Raw genomic sequence first — 20,597 nt, forward strand, 5'->3', positions numbered from 1 at the left:
AAACGCAAAGCGAAAAAATCAATAAAAGTTTAGGTATTAATGAAGAGTTTAAAAATGATATGGTGAAAGCCTATTTTGCTTCGGAATATCTTCGAAAATTAAGAGTTCCCATTCGTTATGAAAATGTGATGGGTTTGATAGAGCAATATTCGGACAAAGAAGTGCAGACGTATAAACATTTTCTGAAAAAGAAAAACCTTGATAAATATGATAAAATCATTCAGCTCAAAGATTATTTCACCGAATATTATTTTGCACATGATTTGAAAATTCCAAAAGGAAATATTCTTGATTTTATTCATTATTGCTTTGTTGAGTTTAAGTTAGAACCACTTTTTAAAGCAAATAATTATGATAAAATCACTTTAATTTTCGAAGAACAAGCACCAAATTATCTTTCAATTATCAACCAAAAAACAATCGAACATGAGTAAATTTTTATTCTTTTTATTCATCATTTCATCAAGTTATCTTCAAGCACAAAGCACTTTAATCACAGGAAAAATTATTGTGGATGATGCAGAAGAAGTTATTGATTTGGAAGGAACTTCGATTGAAAACTTAACGACAAAAGCCAAAACAAAAGCAAATAATGTTGGATTATTTTCGATAAATGTGAATTTGAATGATGAATTGTTAATCAAGCATACGGGAATCGAAGAAAGAAGATTGAAAGTTTCGGAAAGCATGATTGCGAAAGGTTTTGTGACGATTCATGTAAATATTGAAGTGATTGAATTGAAAGAAGCAAATATCTCGAAATTGGATAAAAATTCGCTAAAAAATTTGGGAAAAGAAAAATCATTTCAAGAAAAACTGAATGATGAAGCGGGTTTTACTTCTCTAGAATTTAAAGCGGAACTGAATCTTAAATATGATGAGGAAAGAGTGAATAGAACGATTAAACAAGTTGGTGGAGTTAATTTACTTGGGTTGTTAAATGTGTTTAAAAGTCCAAAAAAACGAATGAAAAATCCAGTTCCGATAAAAGTTGTGAAAGAAGATCAATTATTGGCGTTGCATAAATTTTTTACGACGTATTATTTTGTGAATGATTTGAAAATACCAGAAGGAAAAATAAACGAGTTTTTGGATTATTGTTACTCAAATTTTGATTTTCCGAAATTATTGCGAGATAATAATTTTGATGAAATTTTATTTATAATTGAGGAACAAGCGCCTATTTATTTAGCAAAAATGAAGAAAAATGAGTAGAATAAAATACATTTTATTATTGAATTTGTTGAGCGTTTTCACATTTGCACAGACGACTTTGCTTACAGGAAAAGTGGTGATTGATGATGGAGTTGCTGGGCAAGATGCGGTGGATAATATTTTGGTGACAAACGAATCGACGAATGCTAAAACGTTTACAAATGTAAATGGAATGTTTTCGATCAAAGCATCTGTGGGAGATGAATTGGTGATTACACATGATTTTTATATTGAACGAAAAATCAAAATTACATCGGATATTTTAGCAAAAGGAATGCTGACAATTCACTTGAATATTGAAACGATTGAACTTGCAGAAGCGCGAATTAATACGTTAGACAAAAATTTTAAGAACAATATCAAGCTCAAATATGACCAAGTTGATGAAATGTACAAACAGTTGAATTTAGGAATTGATCCTAATTTTCGTTTCAGAAAAATTGATCCTAATGCTACTTCAAATATTGGAAGTTTTGGATTATTGAATCCTGCGGCATGGATTACTGCGATTTCAGGTCAACGGAAGCGAGAAAAAAATCAGTACGAATATTTCAAAAAAGAAGATAGAATAAAAGATTTGGAGAATTATTTTACCCCAAATTATTTCATCGAAACATTAAATATTCCAGAAAATAAAGTTAGTGAATATGTTAAGTATTGTTATATTAATTTTGAATTAGATAAATTGGTCAAAGCAAATAATTACGAAAAAATAACTCAGATTTTACAAGAACAAGCGCCGATTTATTTGTCAAAAATCAAAAAGAATGAATAAAATTTTATACGTTATATTTTTTGTTTTGATAAGCACATTTTCTTTTGCGCAAACAACCTTGATTACTGGAAAAGTGGTAATTGATGATGGTGTTGCTGGGCAAGATGCGGTAGACAATATTTTGGTGACAAACGAATCGACGAATGCGAAAACGTTTACAAATGCGAGCGGAATGTTTTCAATTAAAGCTTCTGTTGGAGATGAATTGGTGATTACACATGATTTTTATATCGAACGAAAAATCAAAATTACATCGGATATTTTAGCAAAAGGAATGCTGACGATTCACTTGAATATTGAAACGATTGAACTTGCTGAAGCGCGAATTAATACGTTAGACAAAAATTTTAAGAATAACATCAAGTTAGAACACGGAAAAGTAGATGAATTATATGATAATTTGAACTTGGGTTTTGATCCTAATTTGCGTTTCAGAAAAATTGATCCTTATGCTTCTTCGATGTTGAATAATAATGGATTATTGGATCCTTCTAATTGGATAGCTATGATTTCAGGACAAAAGAAAGAAGCTAAAAAAGTAGATAAATATTTCAAAAAGGTAGATAAAATCAAGGATTTAGAGAATTATTTCACCTCAAATTATTTCATCGAAAGTTTAAATATTCCAGAAAATAAAGTCACCGATTATGTGCGATATTGTTATGCGAATTTTGAATTGGAGAAACTCGTAAAAGAAAACAAATACGATAAAATCACAGAAATTTTAGAGGAACAAGCACCTAAATATTTGGAAATGATAAAGAAATAAAATGTATATTTAATAAAAACTTATTCGCTATGGAATTACTTTTTGTACTGTTAGTCAATCTTATTTTCTTTATAATTATGAAAATATTTTATAAAATAAATCCTTGGGAAATCAATAAAATGGTAAAACTTTGGAATCGTAGCTTTGGAGGTATGTAACTATTGTGTAGAATCTCGTCGAATTCGTGCGATTTTGTAAATAGCAATCAATCCAAAACTAATCATTGATATAACTTGAGCTATATAAAGGATTAATCCAAAATAATCTCCAATTGCTCGTCCTTCGTGCTGATCTCCGCCTTTTGCTAAATAAACTGCCGAAAATGCAATCGACATAATATACGGATAAGCCAAACCGCCCGAAACAGGTAAAATCATTCCTAGAGATCCTGCAATCAATAGGAATAAACCTTCTGGTATTCCAAAATTTTTGGTGTCCGGAAAAGCGAAGAAAACAAGAAAAGTCATTAAAAAATAACAAATCCAAAGTGCGAAAGAATAAAAAATGAATAAACCTCTTTTTTCTAATTTTGAGATTGATTTTATTCCTTCCCAAAGTCCAAATAGAAAGGTTTTGATTTTTTCAAAAAACTTTAATTGACTAATTTTTTTCCAGAAAATAGCGATTAATCCAATTCCTAAAACAAGAACTCCAATTGCGATGTAATATTTTAAGAAAGAAGGTTCTGTTGTAGGTTGGTGCGCTTTTTCTTTGTTTCCTAATTCAACAAATTTGAGGAATGTTTCGTAATTGAAAATAAGTGTTAAACTGAAAAATAATCCCAAAAATAAAACGTCAATTACACGCTCTAAAACTACTGTTCCGAAAGATTTCTCAAACGGCACTTTTTCCATTTTATAGAAACTTGTTGCACGAGCCACTTCACCACTTCGAGGAATGGTCAAATTCATAAAATATGCAAATGCAATAGCCCAAAAACCAGATGAGGTTTGTGTGTTGTAGCCCATCGGCTTTAGAAGAAGATTCCAACGAGCGGCACGTATCCAATACGTGAGAATACTGATTGCCATAGATGCAAAAATCCAAAAATAATTGGTTTGTTTTAAAACTTTTGCAACTCGTTCGAAATCAATTTGCTTCACTGTTACCACGACAAAAAAAACGGCTAACAATGAAGCAATGATTAAGAAGAGCGATTGTTTGATCTTACTCTTCATATAAATTATTGAAAATTAATTTCTTAATCTAAACGATTGTTCTCGTTAGGGAAAACAATTGTTGGTTCGTAGGTTTTGGCTTCTTCAAATTCCATCATCGCATACGTAATTAAAATGACAGTATCACCTACTTGTACTTTACGCGCTGCTGGTCCATTTAAACAAATTTCTCCACTTCCACGTTTTCCTTTAATAATGTAAGTTTCAAAACGTTCTCCGTTTTCTTGAACCACAATTTGAATTTTTTGACCAACTACCATATTTGCAGCATCTATCAAATCTTCATCGATTGTAATACTTCCGATGTAGTTTAATTTTGCGTCTGTTACCTTAACTCTATGTATTTTAGAGTGAAATACTTCTATCATCATAATTTTGCAAAGTTACATTGAACTTATAAATTTCAAAACCCGTTCCAATATTTTTCGATTGGAGTGAAGGATTTGATCTATTTTATTAAAATTGAATATTATCGATTAAACGTACATCGCCTGCATAAGCAACGACAAATCCACGAATATGCTGGGCATCAGAAAAATGTTCTATAGACAACAAGGTTTCTTCATCTGTGATTTCAAAATATTCTAATTCGAAAGGTGAATTTTTGAATTCATTTTCGACGAAAGCTTTTACTTCAGGAACATCTTTTCCTTCTTTTTTAAGCGTTACAGCTTGTGATAAAATTGAATAAATTTGTGGTGCATCCGAAGTTTGTTGCGTTGATAAACGTCCATTTCTTGAACTAAATGCTAAACCAGAATCTGCTCTATGAATTGGCATTGGAACAATTTCGATATCTAAATTTTCTTGTTTTACCATTTCTTGAATGATACGAATTTGCTGAAAATCTTTTTCTCCAAAATATGCTCTTGTTGGTTGAACTGCTTTGAATAATTTGCAAACAATTGTAGCTACTCCATCAAAATGTCCAGGACGAGAAGCGCCTTCCATCACTTGGTCTATTGTGCCAAAATCGTAATGTTTTGCACCTTCATTTGTTTCATATAAATCCTCAACAGTAGGCATATAGACAAAATCACATCCGTTTTTCATTAACAATTCTTTATCATTTTCCTCAGTTCGAGGATATTTTGCTAAATCTTCTGGATTATTAAATTGTGTCGGATTGACAAAAATGCTGACGATTGTGTAGTCGTTTTGAGCTTTAGAAGCTTTGACCAAAGACATGTGACCTTCGTGTAAAGCGCCCATTGTAGGGATAAAGCCAATGGTTTTGTTTTGGTTTTTTAACTCGACGATTGCGGGAGTTAATTTTTCCTTTTCGTTAAATATAACCATAACACTGATTTGTTAAAAAAAAACTAATATCTTGCAAAGCTACTATAAGCAAATAATATATCAACATTTTTTTGTAAATTTGTGCCTTATTATTCATTAGGAAAAGAGAGTAGAAATTATGGAAGGAAAGCGCATATTGTATGTAACAACAGAAATGGTACCTTACTTTCCTGAAAATCCGATGTCTTCACAAGCATTAGATTTGCCAAAAATCATGCAAAGTAGTGGCGCAGATGTAAGAATCTTTATGCCAAGATTTGGAGCAATTAACGAAAGAAGACACCAATTACACGAAGTAATACGACTTTCAGGTATGAACATGATTATTAATGATTTGGATCAACCATTAATCATTAAAGTCGCTTCTGTTCCAGGAGAAAGACTACAAGTGTATTTTATCGATAACGAAGAATATTTCAAACGTAAAGAAGTTTATGGAGAAGATAATGGATTATTTTCTGATAACGACGAGCGTTCTATTTTCTTCGCAAAAGGAGTTTTAGAAACAGTAAAAAAATTAAATTGGAAACCAGATGTTGTTCACGTAATGGGTTGGATGTCTAGTTTAGTACCATTGTATCTAAAAAAATATTATTCTGACGATCCTTTCTTTCAAGATGCGAAAGTTGTTGTTTCTTTATTTGACAACGGATTTGAAGGAGAATTAGATAACGAATTAGTTAAAAAATTAGCTTTTGATAAAGTAGAAGCTGATGTACAAACATATTTAGAAAAACCTACACATTTAGGGATGATTCAAGCTTCTTTAGAATATGCTGATGCAGTTGCGAAAGGGGAAGATTTGATTCCAGAAGATGTGAAAAACTATATCAACCAACAAAATATTCCTCTATTAGACTATTGTTCTAAAGAGCAAGCTAAAGAAGTTTACAACAACTTCTATCTTGAGGAAGTAATGAACTCTAATTAAAATCTATTTAGATTAATGAAAAAATTTTTGAATGTCCTTTCTGTGTCTGTTGCAATGATGATTGGAATGGGAGCAATTGTTTCGTGTGAGAATGAAACATTAGGATTAGATAACAACGTGATTGGAGGTGAGGCAGAAGGAAATGTAAAATCCTTGGATGTTATTGCTTTTAATGCCAATTTTGACACGCTTCGTACAGATAAGTTTGTACTTCAAAATGGAGCTTTTGGTGTGTACAATGAGCCAATTTTTGGTTCTACATCTTCTAAGTTTTATACACAAATTAGACCTTCGTCTATTGGAGATCAAGATTTTGGAACTGAACCTAAAGTAGATTCTGTGAATTTGGTAATTCCAGTTTATTACAGCACGACTAAAGATCCAATTTCTAAAGATACAATCAATCTTTCTAAACCAGGAGAGAAACCAAAAGATACAGATACAATCCAAATTACAACAAAGTATGCAGTTGACTCTTTGTATGGGAATAAGGATTTAACAATGACGTTGAAAATTAAAGACATTAATACAGTTTTATATAAAGACACGAAATATTTTTCAACATTAAGTGGCCTTGAATCTCCAATTTCTGTTAATTCAAGAGTAATCGGAAAAGCTACAATCGGAAAAACAGTAACAGGAAAAGTTGTTAAACTAAAAACTGGAACTTCTAATATTTCTGAGGTTGTTCCTGGTTACAAAGTTTCTTTAGATCCAGATTATTTTGACGAAAAAATTATTAAAAATGCTAAAACAGGATTGCTTTCTGATTACGCAACATTTATTCGTGAAAATATCAAAGGTTTAGAGTTTTCTGTTGAAGAATCAAATGGATTTATTGTCAATTTTAATCCAAATAAAATTGACTTGAAGATGTATTATTCATACAAAAATCCGACAGCAAAAACAAGTTCAGACACAAATTATAAAGAACGTTTGAGTGCTACTTATGCTTTTGATATGACAAATCAGTGGAATTCTGGTACTGCAAATAATGCCAATATTATTGCTTCTCAAATTGTGAATAATGCAGTAGGTTCAACTTATTCTACAATCAAACCTGATGAAGTGAATGGTGATGCGAGATTGTATTTAAGCGGAATGAGTGGAAATTATGCAAAATTAAAATTCAATCAAACGCAATTAGATGAATTAAAATCTGAGATGACAAAAAGTAATATTGTGATTCTTGGAGCAAAATTAAAATTCTATATTGATGGTTCAACTAGTTTTCCAAAACCGCCTTATTTAGTTGCTTGGAATAACTACAAAAAAGATGATAAAGTTATAAATGAATTGTATGCAGACGTTTTAGAATTCTATAATTCTTACCCTACATCAGTTCACTTTAATCCTATTGTAAAAGGAGATACGGATTATTATACAATTGATATCACGAAACATCTAAAAAGCATGTTAGAGAAAGGAAATGAGTTTAAAGATCAAACGATGTTTATTACAATGGGTAATTTTATAACATCTGTTAGAGATGCAACTACGATTAATAGTACAAATCCTTATCAAAATGATAGAGCTTATAATCCATACAGAATTGTTTTACATGGAAATAATTCGGAAGTAGCGGATAAAAAATTGAAATTACTGGTATATTACTCTCAAAAATAGGGCGTATTATATTTAACGAATTTAACTAAAATACTATAAAATATTATGTGTGGAATTGTAGGATATATTGGACATCGCGAAGCGTACCCAATTATTATTAATGGACTAAAAAGACTAGAATATCGTGGATATGATAGTGCAGGTTTAGTTCTTTCTACTGGTACCGATTTTGAATTGGTAAAAACAAAAGGAAAAGTTTCAGATTTAGAAGATAAATCAGCAAATTTAGATAAAACACCTCATTTAGGAATTGGGCATACACGTTGGGCAACACATGGTGTTCCAAATGATGTAAACTCTCATCCACATATGTCTAATAATGGACGTTTGGTATTGGTTCATAACGGAATTATCGAAAATTATGAATCAATCAAACAATTATTAAAAGACAAAGGGTACGTTTTTCATAGTGATACAGATACAGAAGTTTTAGTAAACTTTATTCAATTATTTCAAGAAGAACAAAATTTAAACTTAACTGACGCAGTTCGTTTAGCTTTGAATGAAGTGATTGGAGCGTATGCGATTGCAGTTTTAGACAAAGAAGAAGCAAATACAATTGTTGTAGGTCGTTTAGGTTCTCCATTAGCAATTGGTATTGGAGATAACGAATTTTTCGTTGCTTCTGATGCTTCTCCGTTTATCGAGTTTACAAAAGATGCGGTTTATTTGGAAGATGGTGACATGGCCACAATTACTTTAGATAAAGAAGTTGATGTACGTACAATCCATAACAATGAAGCAGTTTCTTTAGATGTTCAAGAGTTACAATTAAATATTGAAGCGATTGAAAAAGGTGGTTACGAGCATTTCATGTTAAAAGAAATCAACGAACAACCACGCTCTATTCGTGATACAATGCGTGGACGTTTATTAGTAGACGAAGGTGTTATTAAAATGGCTGGTATTTGGGATTATCAAGAAAAATTCTTGAATGCAAAACGTATCATCATTGTTGCTTGTGGAACTTCTTATCACGCAGGTTTGGTTGCAGAATACATGATTGAAGATTTCGCTCGTATTCCTGTAGAAGTTGAATATGCATCAGAATTCCGTTACCGTAATCCAATCATCAATAAACACGATGTGGTTATTGCAATTTCTCAATCAGGAGAAACGGCTGATACATTGGCGGCGCTTAAATTAGCAAAAGAAAAAGGAGCATTCATTTTTGGAATCAACAATGTTGTGGGTTCTTCTATTGCTCGTATTACAGATGCTGGTGCTTATACGCATGCAGGACCAGAAATTGGTGTTGCATCAACAAAAGCATTTACGGCTCAGTTAACAATTTTAGCGTTGATTGCCTTAAAATTAGGAAAACAAAACGGTGAATTATCAACAGAGAAATTTACATTGTTAACACGTGAATTAGAGCGTATTCCAGATTTAGTTCAACAAATTTTAGACAACTGTGAAGGTGTTGTTGATCAAATCGCAGAAAAATACAAAGACAACAGAAATGCAATTTATTTAGGACGTGGATACAACTATCCATCGGCTTTAGAAGGAGCATTAAAATTGAAAGAAATTTCATATATCCATGCAGAAGGTTATCCAGCAGCAGAAATGAAGCACGGACCAATTGCCTTATTGGACGAAAATATGCCAGTTATTGTTATTGCAACGAAAAAAGGTTATTACGAAAAAGTAGTTTCTAATATTCAAGAAATTAAATCACGTAGCGCCAAAGTAATTGCAATTGTGAATGATGGTGATGAGCAAGTAACTGCTATGGCAGATGATTACGTAGTAATTCCAGAAACAGCAGAAGAATTCTCTCCAATCCTAACAGCTATTCCATTACAATTATTATCGTACTGGATTGCCGTTAAATTAGGTAAGAATGTAGATCAGCCTCGTAATTTGGCAAAATCTGTTACTGTAGAGTAAAAAATTATTACAGCGTTTATATAATTAAGGGATGATGTTTTAAAATCATCCCTTTTTCATTTTATAAGTTTAATTTAATTATTAATTTCACAAAAAATAACATCATGTTTACAGGAATAGTAGAGGGAGTAGGAAAGCTTATTAAAGCGGAAAAAGATCAATCTAATTTACATTTATGGATTGAGGCTGATTTTTGTGATGAATTAAAAATTGATCAAAGTGTTGCACATAATGGAGTTTGTTTAACAGTTGTTGATTTCAAAGATGGGCTTTATAAAGTTACTGCTATAGAGGAAACTTTGCGAAAAACAAATTTTAACACATTAAAAAACGGAGATTTAATTAATTTAGAACGATGTTTGCAATACAATGGGCGTATCGATGGTCACATTGTGCAAGGACATGTAGATCAAACCGGAAAAGTTGTTTCGATAGAAAACCAAAATGGTAGCTTTTTTGTTACTGTAGAATATGATGAAGTATCGTCTGGAAATGTTACAGTAGAAAAAGGTTCGATTTGTCTTAACGGAATTAGTTTAACAGTTGTAGACAGTAAAGTTGGACAGTTTTCGGTTGCAATTATTCCCTACACTTGGGAGTTTACAAACCTTAATCAAGTGAAAGTGGGCGATACAATGAATTTAGAATTTGATATCTTAGGAAAATACGTCAAAAGATTATTCCAACAATAAAAATGATTAGAAAAAAAAATAACCTATCGCTACCCGTTCGTATTATCATTTATATGGTAACGATTTTGTTATTTACAGCAGGTGCTATCTTGCTGATTACTGCCAATCATTTCAATGAACAAACTAAACAATATCACGAAGATATTCTCAAACGAAAAGTTAGAGCGGTAGAGTCTGCGATAGATTATGAAATGGATAATTATCCTGGAATTGCAACCAAAGATAATATTCACGAGATTTTAGAAGATGGTTTTCTTCGCATCGGTGATATCAATAAAACCGATATTGTAATTTATGATTTACGTGGTAATAAAATTTTAACCACTCAGCCGGTTTCAACGACTTATAATGTTTTGCCTCAAAAAATATTAGACAAACTACAAAAGTCAAATGATTTTATTGTAACGAATAAAGATACCGCTGATGATAACAATCTTTATTCGTCTTATAGTCATATCAAAAATTATTACAATGAAAACATTGCTATTCTCTGTCTACCTTATCAATCTAACCAAGATTTTTTACAACAAGACATGTTTACCTTAATTGGGAGTTATGGATTAGCTTTTGGTGTTATTCTTTTATTCGGAACATTTGCGGTCTATTTTGTTACTAAACGTACATTGAATAAACTTTGGTCGTTTGCAGATCGTATTCGTGAAACAGAAGTTATTGCGAACAATATGCCTATTCGCTATGATGGTAACGATGAAATAAAAGTTCTGGTAGATTCTTATAATGATATGTTGTACCGATTGCGGGAACAATCAGATTTATTAGCTAAGCAAGAACGTGAAGAAGCATGGCGAGATTTTGCGAAACAAGTTGCGCATGAAGTCAAGAATCCATTAACACCAATGCGATTAATGCTACAGAATTATATGCGAAAATTTGATGTAAATGATCCAAATCTTGAAGAAAAGACGATGCGAACAACTAATATTTTATTGCAACAAATTGATACCATCTCTGCGATTGCTGAAGCTTTTTCAGATTTTGCTAAAATGCCTTCTCGTAAAGATGCAAAAATTGATGTGGTAGACGTCATAAAAAATGCGCTATATGTTTTTCCATTGGAGTTTATCGAATTTAATTATTCTCCCAACATCATCATGATGACTTTTGATAAACAATATTTGAATCGAATTATCACCAATATTACAAAGAATGCGTTTCAATCTATTCCGAAATCTCGTATTGCGAAAGTTAAAGTAGATGTGTTTTTAGTGGATGGTTTTTTGCATATAACCATTCAAGATAACGGGAATGGAATTCCTGTCGAATCACAAGATTCTATTTTTATTCCAAAGTTTACAACAAAGAATAGTGGAATGGGAATTGGTTTGCCAATGGTGAAAAAAATTATTGACGATTATGATGGAACAATTCGTTTTGAAACTGAAATTTCTGTTGGTACAACATTCTACATTTTGATTCCTTGCAATGAATAGAAAACCTTTTCGATTCAAACAATTCGAAATTTTTCAAGACAAAACCGCAATGAAAGTAGGCACAGATGGTGTTTTACTTGGTGCATGGGCTACTTTAAAAAGTGGAAATACTATTTTAGATATTGGTACAGGAACTGGATTACTTTCGTTGATGTTAGCGCAACGTTTTCCTCATTCTATGATTGATGCAATAGAAATTGATAACGATGCTTTTTTACAAGCAAAAGAAAATTACGAGAATGCACCTTTTTCAGATCGATTAACCATTTTTAATTCATCGCTTCAAGATTATTCAACCAATAAAAAATATGATTTGATTGTCAGTAATCCACCTTTTTTTGTGGTGAATGATACGGTTGATTTTGACGCGCGTAAACAAGCACGGCAGCAAGAAACCTTAACATTTGAAGAATTAATCAAAAAAACTGCTGAATTACTACACAAAGACGGATTAGCGAGTTTTATAATTCCATACGATCAAATGGGTGCTTTTTGTAAAATTGCTTCGCAAAACAACTTAAAACGATCAAAAACAGTCTATGTAAAAGGAAATGCAACTACTGCAACCAAACGTGTTTTATTAGAATTTAGTTTTCATGACAAGAAATGCCTTGAAAATGAGTTAATCATCGAAGTCGAACGTCATCAATATACCGAAGATTACATTAATTTAACAAAAGAATTTTATTTGAAAATGTAATATGAATGCTTATCAACAATATCAAAATACTTTTTGTTCAGAAGAAATAAAATCAGTAGTAAAATTAATAAATCAGATTAATTTTAAGGATTTAGGAATTAATGAATATAATATAGATTATATCGAAAATATGCAACCTACGTTATTTTATTACTTTCAAATGTTTGATTATTCTTTGCAAAAACTGATCAATTTTGCACCTATTAAAGGTGAATACATTGTTGACTTTGGTGGTGGTCATGGTTTTTTAAGTCTGTATTTAAAACAAAAAGGATTTAAAGTGATTTATTGCGATTTTAATCCGAGTTCTGTTTCAACAATTCAGAAAATAAGTCAAAAAATAGGTTTTGGTCCCGATTATTATATTGAAGGATCTTATCAAGAATTGTTACAATTTATCAAGGATAGAAATATCAAAGTAGATTATTTGATTTCGACAGATACAATAGAACATATTCATGATTTGGATGAAATGTTTAATTATTTCAGTCAGCTTAATTCTTCAATAAAAATGTTATTTACAACAGCTTCTAATCCTAAAAATTTCATTAAAGCGAAAAGATTAAGAAAATTAATGGAGAAAGATGAAATTGAAGAGTACTGTCCAAAGAGAAAGGAATATCTAAAGAAAATAGGTCCAGAATTAACAGAAAAGGAATTAGAATTATTAGCAACTAAATCTCGTGGTTTGCGTTATGTGGACTTGATTGATTTTTTGGAATATTACCGACAAAACCAAGCTGTGATGCAGGTTGATGTTGATCAATATAATTGTTGTGAACCCGATTTTGGTAGTTGGATGGAACGTATATTACCATTGTCTGATTACCATCAATTGGCAAAAAAATATAATTTTAGCTGTACGATAGAAAACGGTTTTTATTGCGATGTTGATAAAAAAGGCTTTAAGAAAAAAGTGGTTTCTTTAGTTAATTTCAGCGCTTTAAAAACGAGTCAATTAGGGTTGATTTTATCTCCGTTTATAACATTAAAGTTTGCTCCAAAATAAAATTCTGGATTACAATTGCAATCCAGAATTTATATGATTTAATTTTAATCTTAAATTGTTGGTCCTCCAGCTAATAAATCAGCATTCGCAAATTCTTCGAACTTTTTGAAGTTTTCTTTGAATTTAGCTGCCAATACTTTCGCATTTTCTTCATACGCTTCTTCTGTTGCAAATGAAGTTGCAGGATTTAATTTTTCTGATGAAACACCATCTATTGCAACTGGAACTTCAAATCCGAAGTATGGATCCTTTTTAAACGCTGCGTTATCCAAATCTCCATTTAATGCTGCATTGATAACGGCGCGAGTGTCTTTTAAAGACATGCGCTCTTTTTTACCATTCCAACCTGTGTTGATTAACCAAACATTTACACCAGTTTTCTCAACTTTATCGCTCAACATTTCAGCATATTTTGTTGGATGTAATGGCATAAATGGTGCACCAAAACATGTAGAAAATGTAGTTTGAGGCTCTGTAACACCAGCTTCTGTACCAGCAACTTTAGATGTATATCCAGAGATAAACAAGTAAGCTGCTTGATCTGGGTTTAATTTTGCAATTGGAGGGAAAACTCCGTAAGCATCAAACGATAAGAAGAAAATATTTTTAGGATTTTTTCCTACAGATGGAACTGCAATATTTTCGATATAATCAATTGGATAAGAAACACGTGTATTTTCTGTGATAGATGTATCTGTAAAATCAACCTCGTTAGTACCTGGAATTAATTTACAGTTTTCTAATAAAGCTCCGTCTTTGATCGCTGCAAAAATTTCTGGTTCACCTTCTGGAGATAAGTTGATAACTTTTGCGTAACAACCACCTTCAAAATTGAAAACTGTATTGTCTTCTGTCCATCCGTGTTCATCATCACCAATTAAACGTCTGTTTTTGTCTGCCGATAAAGTTGTTTTTCCTGTACCAGATAATCCAAAGAACATTGCTGTATCTCCGTTTTCACCTGAGTTAGCAGAACAGTGCATTGGTAAAGTATTTCTAAATACGGGCATGATGAAGTTCAAGGCAGAAAAAATACCTTTTTTCATTTCCCCTGTATAACCAGTTCCTCCGTTTAAAACGATTTTACGTTTAAAATTTAAGATAGAGAAATTGTGTTGTCTTGTACCATCTTCGTCTGCATCTGCAACAAAAGTTGGTGCATTAATAATTGTCCATTCAGCATCACCAAAGTTTTTTAATTCTTCTTCTGTTGGACGAATAAACATGTTATAAATAAATAAATTAGCAGCAGGAGTTTCTGTAATTGCTCTAATTTTTGTTTTGTATGCATCGTCAGCACAAGCAAAAGCATCACGTACATAAATTTCGCGGTTGCTTAAATGCTCAACAACTTTATCGTATAAAGCGTCAAATTTATCAGAATCGAAAGGAATATTGATGTTTCCATCCCACCAAACGTTTTCTGCAGTGATTTCGTCTTTAACAATAAAACGATCTTTAGGAGAACGTCCTGTAAATTCTCCGGTTAACATATTTACTGCTCCAGAAGATGTAATTTCTCCCTGTGCTAATTCTATCATTTTCTCTGTAAGCTCTTCAGGATATAATTGATAGTTAATTTTGGAATTTTTTATTCCGTAAGATGCCAATTCTATGCTCATTTTTGTGATTTTTAAAGTATTTTAAAATATTAAAGGTAAAAACTTTGCACAAAGTTACAATAAAAAGAAGCGTAAAAAATTTGACTTATGTCATTCACTTAAACGTTTTCGTGCATGTTTTTTCACCATATATTTCCAAGTTCTTATGCGTGCATATAAAAAAAAGCTTGTATTTAATATAAGTTTTATATTTTTGCACTAGTTTACAACAATTAAAATTAGAAAATTATGTCTGACATTACATCAAGAGTGAAAGCGATTATCGTAGATAAATTAGGAGTTGACGAAAGCGAAGTTACGCTAGAAGCAAGTTTCACTAACGATTTAGGAGCTGATTCATTAGACACAGTAGAATTAATCATGGAATTCGAAAAAGAATTTGATATCCAAATTCCAGACGATCAAGCAGAAAAAATTTCAACTGTAGGTCAAGCTGTAACATACATCGAAGACTTAAACAAGTAATAGTTCCTATTTTATGGAATTAAAAAGAGTAGTAGTAACAGGTTTAGGCGCGCTAACACCAATCGGAAATACATACCAAGAATACTGGAATGGATTAGTGAATGGTGTAAGTGGCGCTGCGCCTATTACGCTTTTTGACGCAACTCTTTTTAAGACACAATTTGCTTGTGAGATCAAAAACTTCAATATCGAAGATCATTTTGATCGTAAAGAGGCAAGAAAAATTGACCGTTGTGCCCAATTGGGAATTATTGCAGCTAGAGAGGCAATAAAACACAGTGGAATCTTAGAAGATACAAATGTAAACAAAGAGCGTATCGGCGTTATATGGGGATCTGGTATCGGTGGAATTAAAACGTTTGAAGAAGAAGTTTCGAATTACGCGACAGGAAATGGAACACCACGATTCAATCCTTTCTTTATCCCTAAGATGATTGCAGATATCACGCCTGGTCATATTTCAATGGAATTTGGTCTTATGGGACCTAATTATACAACTGTTTCGGCATGTGCCTCTTCAACAAATGCAATTATTGACGCTTATATGTTATTAAGACTTGGAAAAGCAGAAGCAATTGTAACAGGAGGTTCAGAAGCTGCGATTACAGCATCAAGTATTGGAGGTTTCAATGCATTACATGCGTTATCTACACGAAATGATGATCCACAAACTGCTTCAAGACCATTCGACAAAGACCGTGACGGTTTTGTAATGGGAGAAGGAGCTGGATGTATTGTGTTAGAAGAGTACGAACATGCTATTGCGCGTGGAGCTACCATTTATGCAGAATTAGTAGGAACAGGAATGACAGCAGATGCTCACCATATTACAGCTCCACATCCCGAAGGATTAGGCGCATTAAATGTGATGAGAGAGGCTTTATTAGATGCCAATATCAGCGTAGAAGACGTGGATCATATCAATATGCACGGAACATCTACACCATTAGGTGATATTGCAGAATCTAAAGCAATTCAAAAATTATTTGGAGAACACGCTTATAATATTCAAATCAATTCAACAAAATCTATGACTGGTCACTTATTAGGTGGTGCAGGGATTGTTGAAGCGATTTCGGCTATTGGAGCAATCAATAACAGTATCGTTCCACCAACAATTAATCATTTTACGGATGATGAGAATCTTGATCCTAAAATCGATTATACATTTAACAAAGCAAAAGAGAAAAATGTAGATTATGCATTGAGTAATACTTTTGGTTTCGGTGGTCACAATGCTTGTGTGATATTTAAGAAGTATAAGTAATGTCTTTCTTAAAAAAATTATTTTCTTTTAAAAATCATCGTGATGATTCAAATTCATCTGATCCTTTTTTGAAATTTTTGAAGTCGATTTTGGGTTATACTCCTCGCAATGTTGAGGTTTTTAAAGAAGCATTTACCCACAGATCTGCACAGAAAAAAGATGAAAATGGAAACAGTATAAACTTTGAAAGATTAGAGTTTTTAGGAGATGCATTACTTGGTGCTTCTGCAGCAATGCACTTATACTACAAAGCGCCCGATCAACAAGAAGGTTATTTAACAAAAATGCGTTCTAAAATTGTTTCGCGTAAACAATTGAATGCTGTTTCGAAACAACTTGGCTTGTTGGATTATTTGGATCCAATGAACAATCACAACAATTTGGGTGAAGACGTGAATGGTGATATGTTGGAAGCTTTGGTTGGTGCAATTTATGTCGATGGAGGTATAGCTGCAGTACAAAAATTTATTCAAGTCAAAATTATTGACCCTTATGCGGATTTAGATCGTTTGGAGCACACGATTACAAGTCACAAATCGTTGATTTTGGAATGGAGTCAAAAAACGAGAAATACGATAAGATTCAATACATTTGAGGAGCAAAACGCAGAAGATTTGCAGGTTTTTGTGTCAGTAATCCGTCTCAATGATAAAGTCATCTCGAAAGGGAGAGGAACTTCTAAAAAGAAAGCCGAAGAAAGCGCAGCAAAACGTGCGTACTATTCGCTACAAAAGAAAATAGAAAAAGTTTAGAAACATGGCAGAATTACTCTTATATGATGATTGGATAGATTTTCATCTCATAGGCGTAAATTCTAGTTTTAACACTTCTACACAATTTATTTTCCATCTCAACTCTACTTTTGATACGCGTTTTCAGCGTATTCAGGATTTGGATATTCGGTTAGATGAGCATACTTATTTTTTCGAAACCTATCAATGGTTAGATGAAGCAAATAAAATAGATTATCATATCATTAAAAATACGCCAAATCAATACGATTTTAAAAAAAATGAAGTAGATTTATCAAATCTTTTCAAAGGGAGCGTTATTCTTGTGCCAAATTACAAGGATTGCAATTATGTTGTAAAAATCTCTGGTTGGGAAGATGAACTACAATATCTTCAACTACCATTTGTAGAAAAAGATTTTATAAAAACGATCAAAAAAATAGATATCGATTTGATTAGCAATGCAGATCAATTGGTTTTCTAACAAAATATTGTGCATAAAAAAAGGGAAAAATTATGATTTACGATAGACAATATCTTAAAAAGACAAAAATTGTCGCGACTTTAGGTCCGGCAACCGATAGTCCAGAGATTTTATTAGAAATGATGAGAAAAGGAACAGATGTGTTCCGTATCAACTTTTCGCACGCAGACTATGCGGATGTGAAACGTAAGATTGAAACAATTCATCAATTAAATAACGATCATGGCTACAATACAGCAATTTTAGCGGATTTACAAGGACCTAAGTTGCGTATTGGAAAAATGGAACACGAAGATTTTATCATCAATCCAGGAGATATTTTAACATTTACAAACGAGGATGTTGTAGGAACGAAAGAAAAAGTTTTTATGACGTACAAAAAGTTTGCGCAAGATGTGCAAGTGGGAGAAAATATTTTGATTGATGACGGAAAATTAATCTTCAAAGTAATCGAGACAAACGGAACAGATACTGTAAAAGCAGAAACGATTCAAGGAGGTCCGCTACGTTCTAAAAAAGGAGTTAACTTACCAAATACCAATATTTCTTTACCTGCTCTAACAGATAAAGATAAAGAAGATGCAAAATTCGCAATCGAAAATCGTGTCGATTGGTTTGCACTATCTTTCGTTCGTTCTGGACAAGATGTAAAAGATTTATCTGATTTTATCAAAGAACATGGAACAGTAAAAATTCCAATTATCTCTAAAATTGAAAAACCTGAAGCATTAGAAAATATCGATGATATTTTAGAATTTTCGGATGGATTAATGGTTGCTCGTGGAGATTTAGGTGTTGAGGTTCCGTTTGAAATCGTTCCAAAAGCGCAAAAACAATTAATTGACAAAGCGAAATTAGCGCGTAAGCCAGTTATTGTTGCAACACAAATGATGGAAACTATGATTTCGAGTTTAACACCAACTCGTGCGGAAGTTTCTGACGTTGCAAATGCAGTTTTTGATGGAGCAGATGCAGTAATGTTATCTGGAGAAACTTCTGTAGGACAATATCCTGTACAAGTTATCGAGAAAATGACGAAGATTCTTCAAACAGTCGAAGATGATGAGCACGTACATGTACCAGAACACAAACCAAAGATCAAAAACGAACGTTTCGTAACTGATATGGTTTGTTACAATGCAGCTAAAATGGCAGAAGATACAGGAGCGAAAGCAATTGCCACGTTGACGTATTCTGGTTATACCGCTTTCCAAATTTCATCACATCGTCCAAATTCATTTATTTTGGTTTTCAATCCAAGTAAACGTATTAACCGTATGTTGAACCTATTATGGGGAGTAAAAGCAATTAATTACGATCCTCGCGATACATCTACGGATCAAACGGTTACAGAGGTCAATATCTTAGCGAAAAATGCGGGTTATGTAGAATATGGTGATTATATCATCAATCTGAATGCAATGCCAGCATTTGAGAAAGGAATTACCAATACATTACGTATTTCGATGATTTAATAAAATCAATACTAATACTTTAAAGCGTTCATTTTTGAACGCTTTTTTTGTATTTAAAAGAAAAATCATAATAGAATGCTATGATATAGTAGTTTTTAATAACTTTACAAGTTCGAATTAGAAGAATTTATGTGTATTTATAATGTGATCTTATCTGGAGGAGTAGGAAGTCGTTTATGGCCACTTTCACGAAAAAGTCATCCCAAACAATATTTACCTTTGTTTAATGGGCAATCTTTATTTGAGTTAACGATTCAACGTAATCGTCCAATTGCTGATAAATTAATGGTGATTGGGAATAAAGATAATGACCATTTAAGTCAAGAAGTACTTGATAAAATGAATGTTGAATACACGAAAATTGTAGAGGCTGTTCCACGTAATACTGCAGCGGCAATTGCATTTGCAGCTTTAGCAGTTGAGGATGATGATATTCTAATTGTGACACCATCTGATCATTTGATTGAAGATATGGAAGCCTATCAAGAAGCGATGAATAGAGCAATCGAATTAGCACAAAATGACTATATCGTCACATTTGGAGTGCATCCAACTCGTCCAGAAACAGGTTATGGTTATATTGAGCACAAAGGAGATAATGTGCTCTCTTTCCGCGAAAAGCCCAATCATATTACGGCGCAAGATTTTATCGAGCAAGGGAATTTTTTGTGGAACAGTGGAATGTTTTGTTTCAAAGCACGTGTTTTATTGAAAGAACTAAAGAAATTTGAAAAAGAAATTTACGAAGCTTCAAAAATTGCTTGGTCTGAAAATATCAACGGAGAATTGAACGAAGAACTTTCAATGAATATTCCATCAAATAGTATCGATTATGCCGTAATGGAACGAAGCAAGAAGATAAAAGTAGTTCCAGCAAAATTTGTTTGGAATGATTTAGGTTCTTTCGAATCCTTGTATGATTATTTTGTGATGAACGGCCATTATGTCGATCGTAATGGAAACATGGTGATTGGAACAGATGTGTATACTTCTTTTGTAGGTTTGCAAAATACTA

Annotated in this window: 21 protein-coding genes; 17 read left to right on the forward strand and 4 right to left on the reverse strand. The window is 32.4% G+C overall.

The genetic code is table 11. The annotated features are described in order from the left end of the window. Window positions 1–59: 59 nt before the first annotated feature. The 4 genes from B4E95_RS03275 to B4E95_RS03290 are packed head-to-tail and all read left to right on the forward strand — an operon-like array spanning window position 60 to window position 2,759. Entirely contained in the window at window positions 60–434 is a 375-nt protein-coding gene (locus tag B4E95_RS03275; protein WP_291089907.1) for a hypothetical protein, read from the forward strand. Then, on the forward strand, window positions 427–1,215 hold the full coding sequence (locus tag B4E95_RS03280) for a hypothetical protein (protein ID WP_291089910.1): 789 nt from the start codon (window positions 427–429) through the stop codon (window positions 1,213–1,215). Before B4E95_RS03275 ends, B4E95_RS03280 begins: the two co-directional genes overlap by 8 nt. Beyond that, a complete protein-coding gene (locus B4E95_RS03285; RefSeq protein ID WP_291089913.1) occupies window positions 1,208–1,990 on the forward strand; it encodes a hypothetical protein in 783 nt (260 codons plus the stop codon). Before B4E95_RS03280 ends, B4E95_RS03285 begins: the two co-directional genes overlap by 8 nt. After that, window positions 1,983–2,759: a hypothetical protein gene (locus B4E95_RS03290; RefSeq protein ID WP_291089915.1), complete on the forward strand. Its 777-nt coding sequence runs from the start codon at window positions 1,983–1,985 to the stop codon at window positions 2,757–2,759. The genes B4E95_RS03285 and B4E95_RS03290 overlap by 8 nt, the downstream gene beginning before the upstream one ends. 158 nt (window positions 2,760–2,917) lie before the next feature. On the opposite strand, the gene B4E95_RS03295 is transcribed toward B4E95_RS03290, so the two are convergent. The 3 genes from B4E95_RS03295 to panC form a co-directional block, all read right to left on the reverse strand. After that, a complete protein-coding gene (locus B4E95_RS03295) occupies window positions 2,918–3,937 on the reverse strand; it encodes a lysylphosphatidylglycerol synthase transmembrane domain-containing protein (RefSeq protein WP_291089918.1) in 1,020 nt (339 codons plus the stop codon). Window positions 3,938–3,960: 23 nt separating this feature from the next. Next, a complete protein-coding gene (gene panD / locus B4E95_RS03300; RefSeq protein WP_180905565.1) occupies window positions 3,961–4,308 on the reverse strand; it encodes an aspartate 1-decarboxylase in 348 nt (115 codons plus the stop codon). Window positions 4,309–4,393: 85 nt separating this feature from the next. Further along, window positions 4,394–5,236, reverse strand: a complete 843-nt coding sequence (panC, locus tag B4E95_RS03305) for a pantoate--beta-alanine ligase (RefSeq protein ID WP_291089922.1) — start codon at window positions 5,234–5,236, stop codon at window positions 4,394–4,396. Window positions 5,237–5,354: 118 nt separating this feature from the next. Between panC and B4E95_RS03310 the strand changes: the two genes are divergently transcribed. The 7 genes from B4E95_RS03310 (at window position 5,355) to B4E95_RS03340 (ending at window position 13,538) form a co-directional block, all read left to right on the forward strand. Continuing rightward, window positions 5,355–6,167, forward strand: a complete 813-nt coding sequence (locus B4E95_RS03310) for a glycogen/starch synthase (protein ID WP_291062671.1) — start codon at window positions 5,355–5,357, stop codon at window positions 6,165–6,167. A gap of 15 nt (window positions 6,168–6,182) precedes the next feature. Next, entirely contained in the window at window positions 6,183–7,793 is a 1,611-nt protein-coding gene (locus B4E95_RS03315) for a DUF4270 family protein (RefSeq protein ID WP_291089925.1), read from the forward strand. Window positions 7,794–7,838: 45 nt separating this feature from the next. Further along, on the forward strand, window positions 7,839–9,686 hold the full coding sequence (glmS, locus tag B4E95_RS03320; protein WP_291062667.1) for a glutamine--fructose-6-phosphate transaminase (isomerizing): 1,848 nt from the start codon (window positions 7,839–7,841) through the stop codon (window positions 9,684–9,686). A gap of 104 nt (window positions 9,687–9,790) precedes the next feature. Then, entirely contained in the window at window positions 9,791–10,378 is a 588-nt protein-coding gene (locus tag B4E95_RS03325) for a riboflavin synthase (RefSeq protein ID WP_291062665.1), read from the forward strand. A 2-nt stretch (window positions 10,379–10,380) separates the two neighbouring features. After that, entirely contained in the window at window positions 10,381–11,829 is a 1,449-nt protein-coding gene (locus B4E95_RS03330; protein WP_291089928.1) for a sensor histidine kinase, read from the forward strand. Beyond that, window positions 11,822–12,529: a tRNA1(Val) (adenine(37)-N6)-methyltransferase gene (locus B4E95_RS03335; RefSeq protein WP_291073153.1), complete on the forward strand. Its 708-nt coding sequence runs from the start codon at window positions 11,822–11,824 to the stop codon at window positions 12,527–12,529. The genes B4E95_RS03330 and B4E95_RS03335 overlap by 8 nt, the downstream gene beginning before the upstream one ends. A gap of 1 nt (window position 12,530) precedes the next feature. Then, window positions 12,531–13,538 (forward strand): class I SAM-dependent methyltransferase, encoded by a 1,008-nt coding sequence (locus tag B4E95_RS03340; RefSeq protein WP_188319451.1) that lies wholly within the window; start codon window positions 12,531–12,533, stop codon window positions 13,536–13,538. A 50-nt stretch (window positions 13,539–13,588) separates the two neighbouring features. Here B4E95_RS03340 and pckA read toward each other — a convergent pair whose 3' ends face one another. Continuing rightward, the gene (pckA, locus tag B4E95_RS03345) at window positions 13,589–15,160 is read right to left on the reverse strand and encodes a phosphoenolpyruvate carboxykinase (ATP) (protein WP_291089931.1); all 1,572 of its coding nucleotides are present in this window, start codon (window positions 15,158–15,160) and stop codon (window positions 13,589–13,591) included. A gap of 228 nt (window positions 15,161–15,388) precedes the next feature. On the opposite strand from pckA, the gene B4E95_RS03350 reads away from it, so the two are divergent. The 6 genes from B4E95_RS03350 to B4E95_RS03375 all read left to right on the forward strand — a co-directional run. Then, on the forward strand, window positions 15,389–15,625 hold the full coding sequence (locus tag B4E95_RS03350) for an acyl carrier protein (RefSeq protein WP_038336002.1): 237 nt from the start codon (window positions 15,389–15,391) through the stop codon (window positions 15,623–15,625). 13 nt (window positions 15,626–15,638) lie between these two features. Beyond that, the gene (gene fabF / locus B4E95_RS03355) at window positions 15,639–16,892 is read left to right on the forward strand and encodes a beta-ketoacyl-ACP synthase II (RefSeq protein ID WP_114998517.1); all 1,254 of its coding nucleotides are present in this window, start codon (window positions 15,639–15,641) and stop codon (window positions 16,890–16,892) included. Then, window positions 16,892–17,644, forward strand: a complete 753-nt coding sequence (gene rnc / locus B4E95_RS03360; RefSeq protein WP_221854049.1) for a ribonuclease III — start codon at window positions 16,892–16,894, stop codon at window positions 17,642–17,644. Before fabF ends, rnc begins: the two co-directional genes overlap by 1 nt. 4 nt (window positions 17,645–17,648) lie before the next feature. Beyond that, entirely contained in the window at window positions 17,649–18,107 is a 459-nt protein-coding gene (locus B4E95_RS03365) for an IPExxxVDY family protein (RefSeq protein ID WP_114998513.1), read from the forward strand. A 32-nt stretch (window positions 18,108–18,139) separates the two neighbouring features. Beyond that, complete coding sequence (pyk, locus tag B4E95_RS03370) at window positions 18,140–19,582, forward strand: pyruvate kinase (protein WP_114998511.1); 1,443 nt, start codon at window positions 18,140–18,142, stop codon at window positions 19,580–19,582. Between the two features lie 129 nt (window positions 19,583–19,711). Next, window positions 19,712–20,597 (forward strand): mannose-1-phosphate guanylyltransferase (locus B4E95_RS03375; protein WP_291089934.1); only part of this gene is annotated, 886 nt, incomplete at its 3' end.

Source organism: Empedobacter sp. UBA7494 (genome assembly GCF_002478465.1).
Taxonomy (GTDB): domain Bacteria; phylum Bacteroidota; class Bacteroidia; order Flavobacteriales; family Weeksellaceae; genus Empedobacter; species Empedobacter falsenii_B.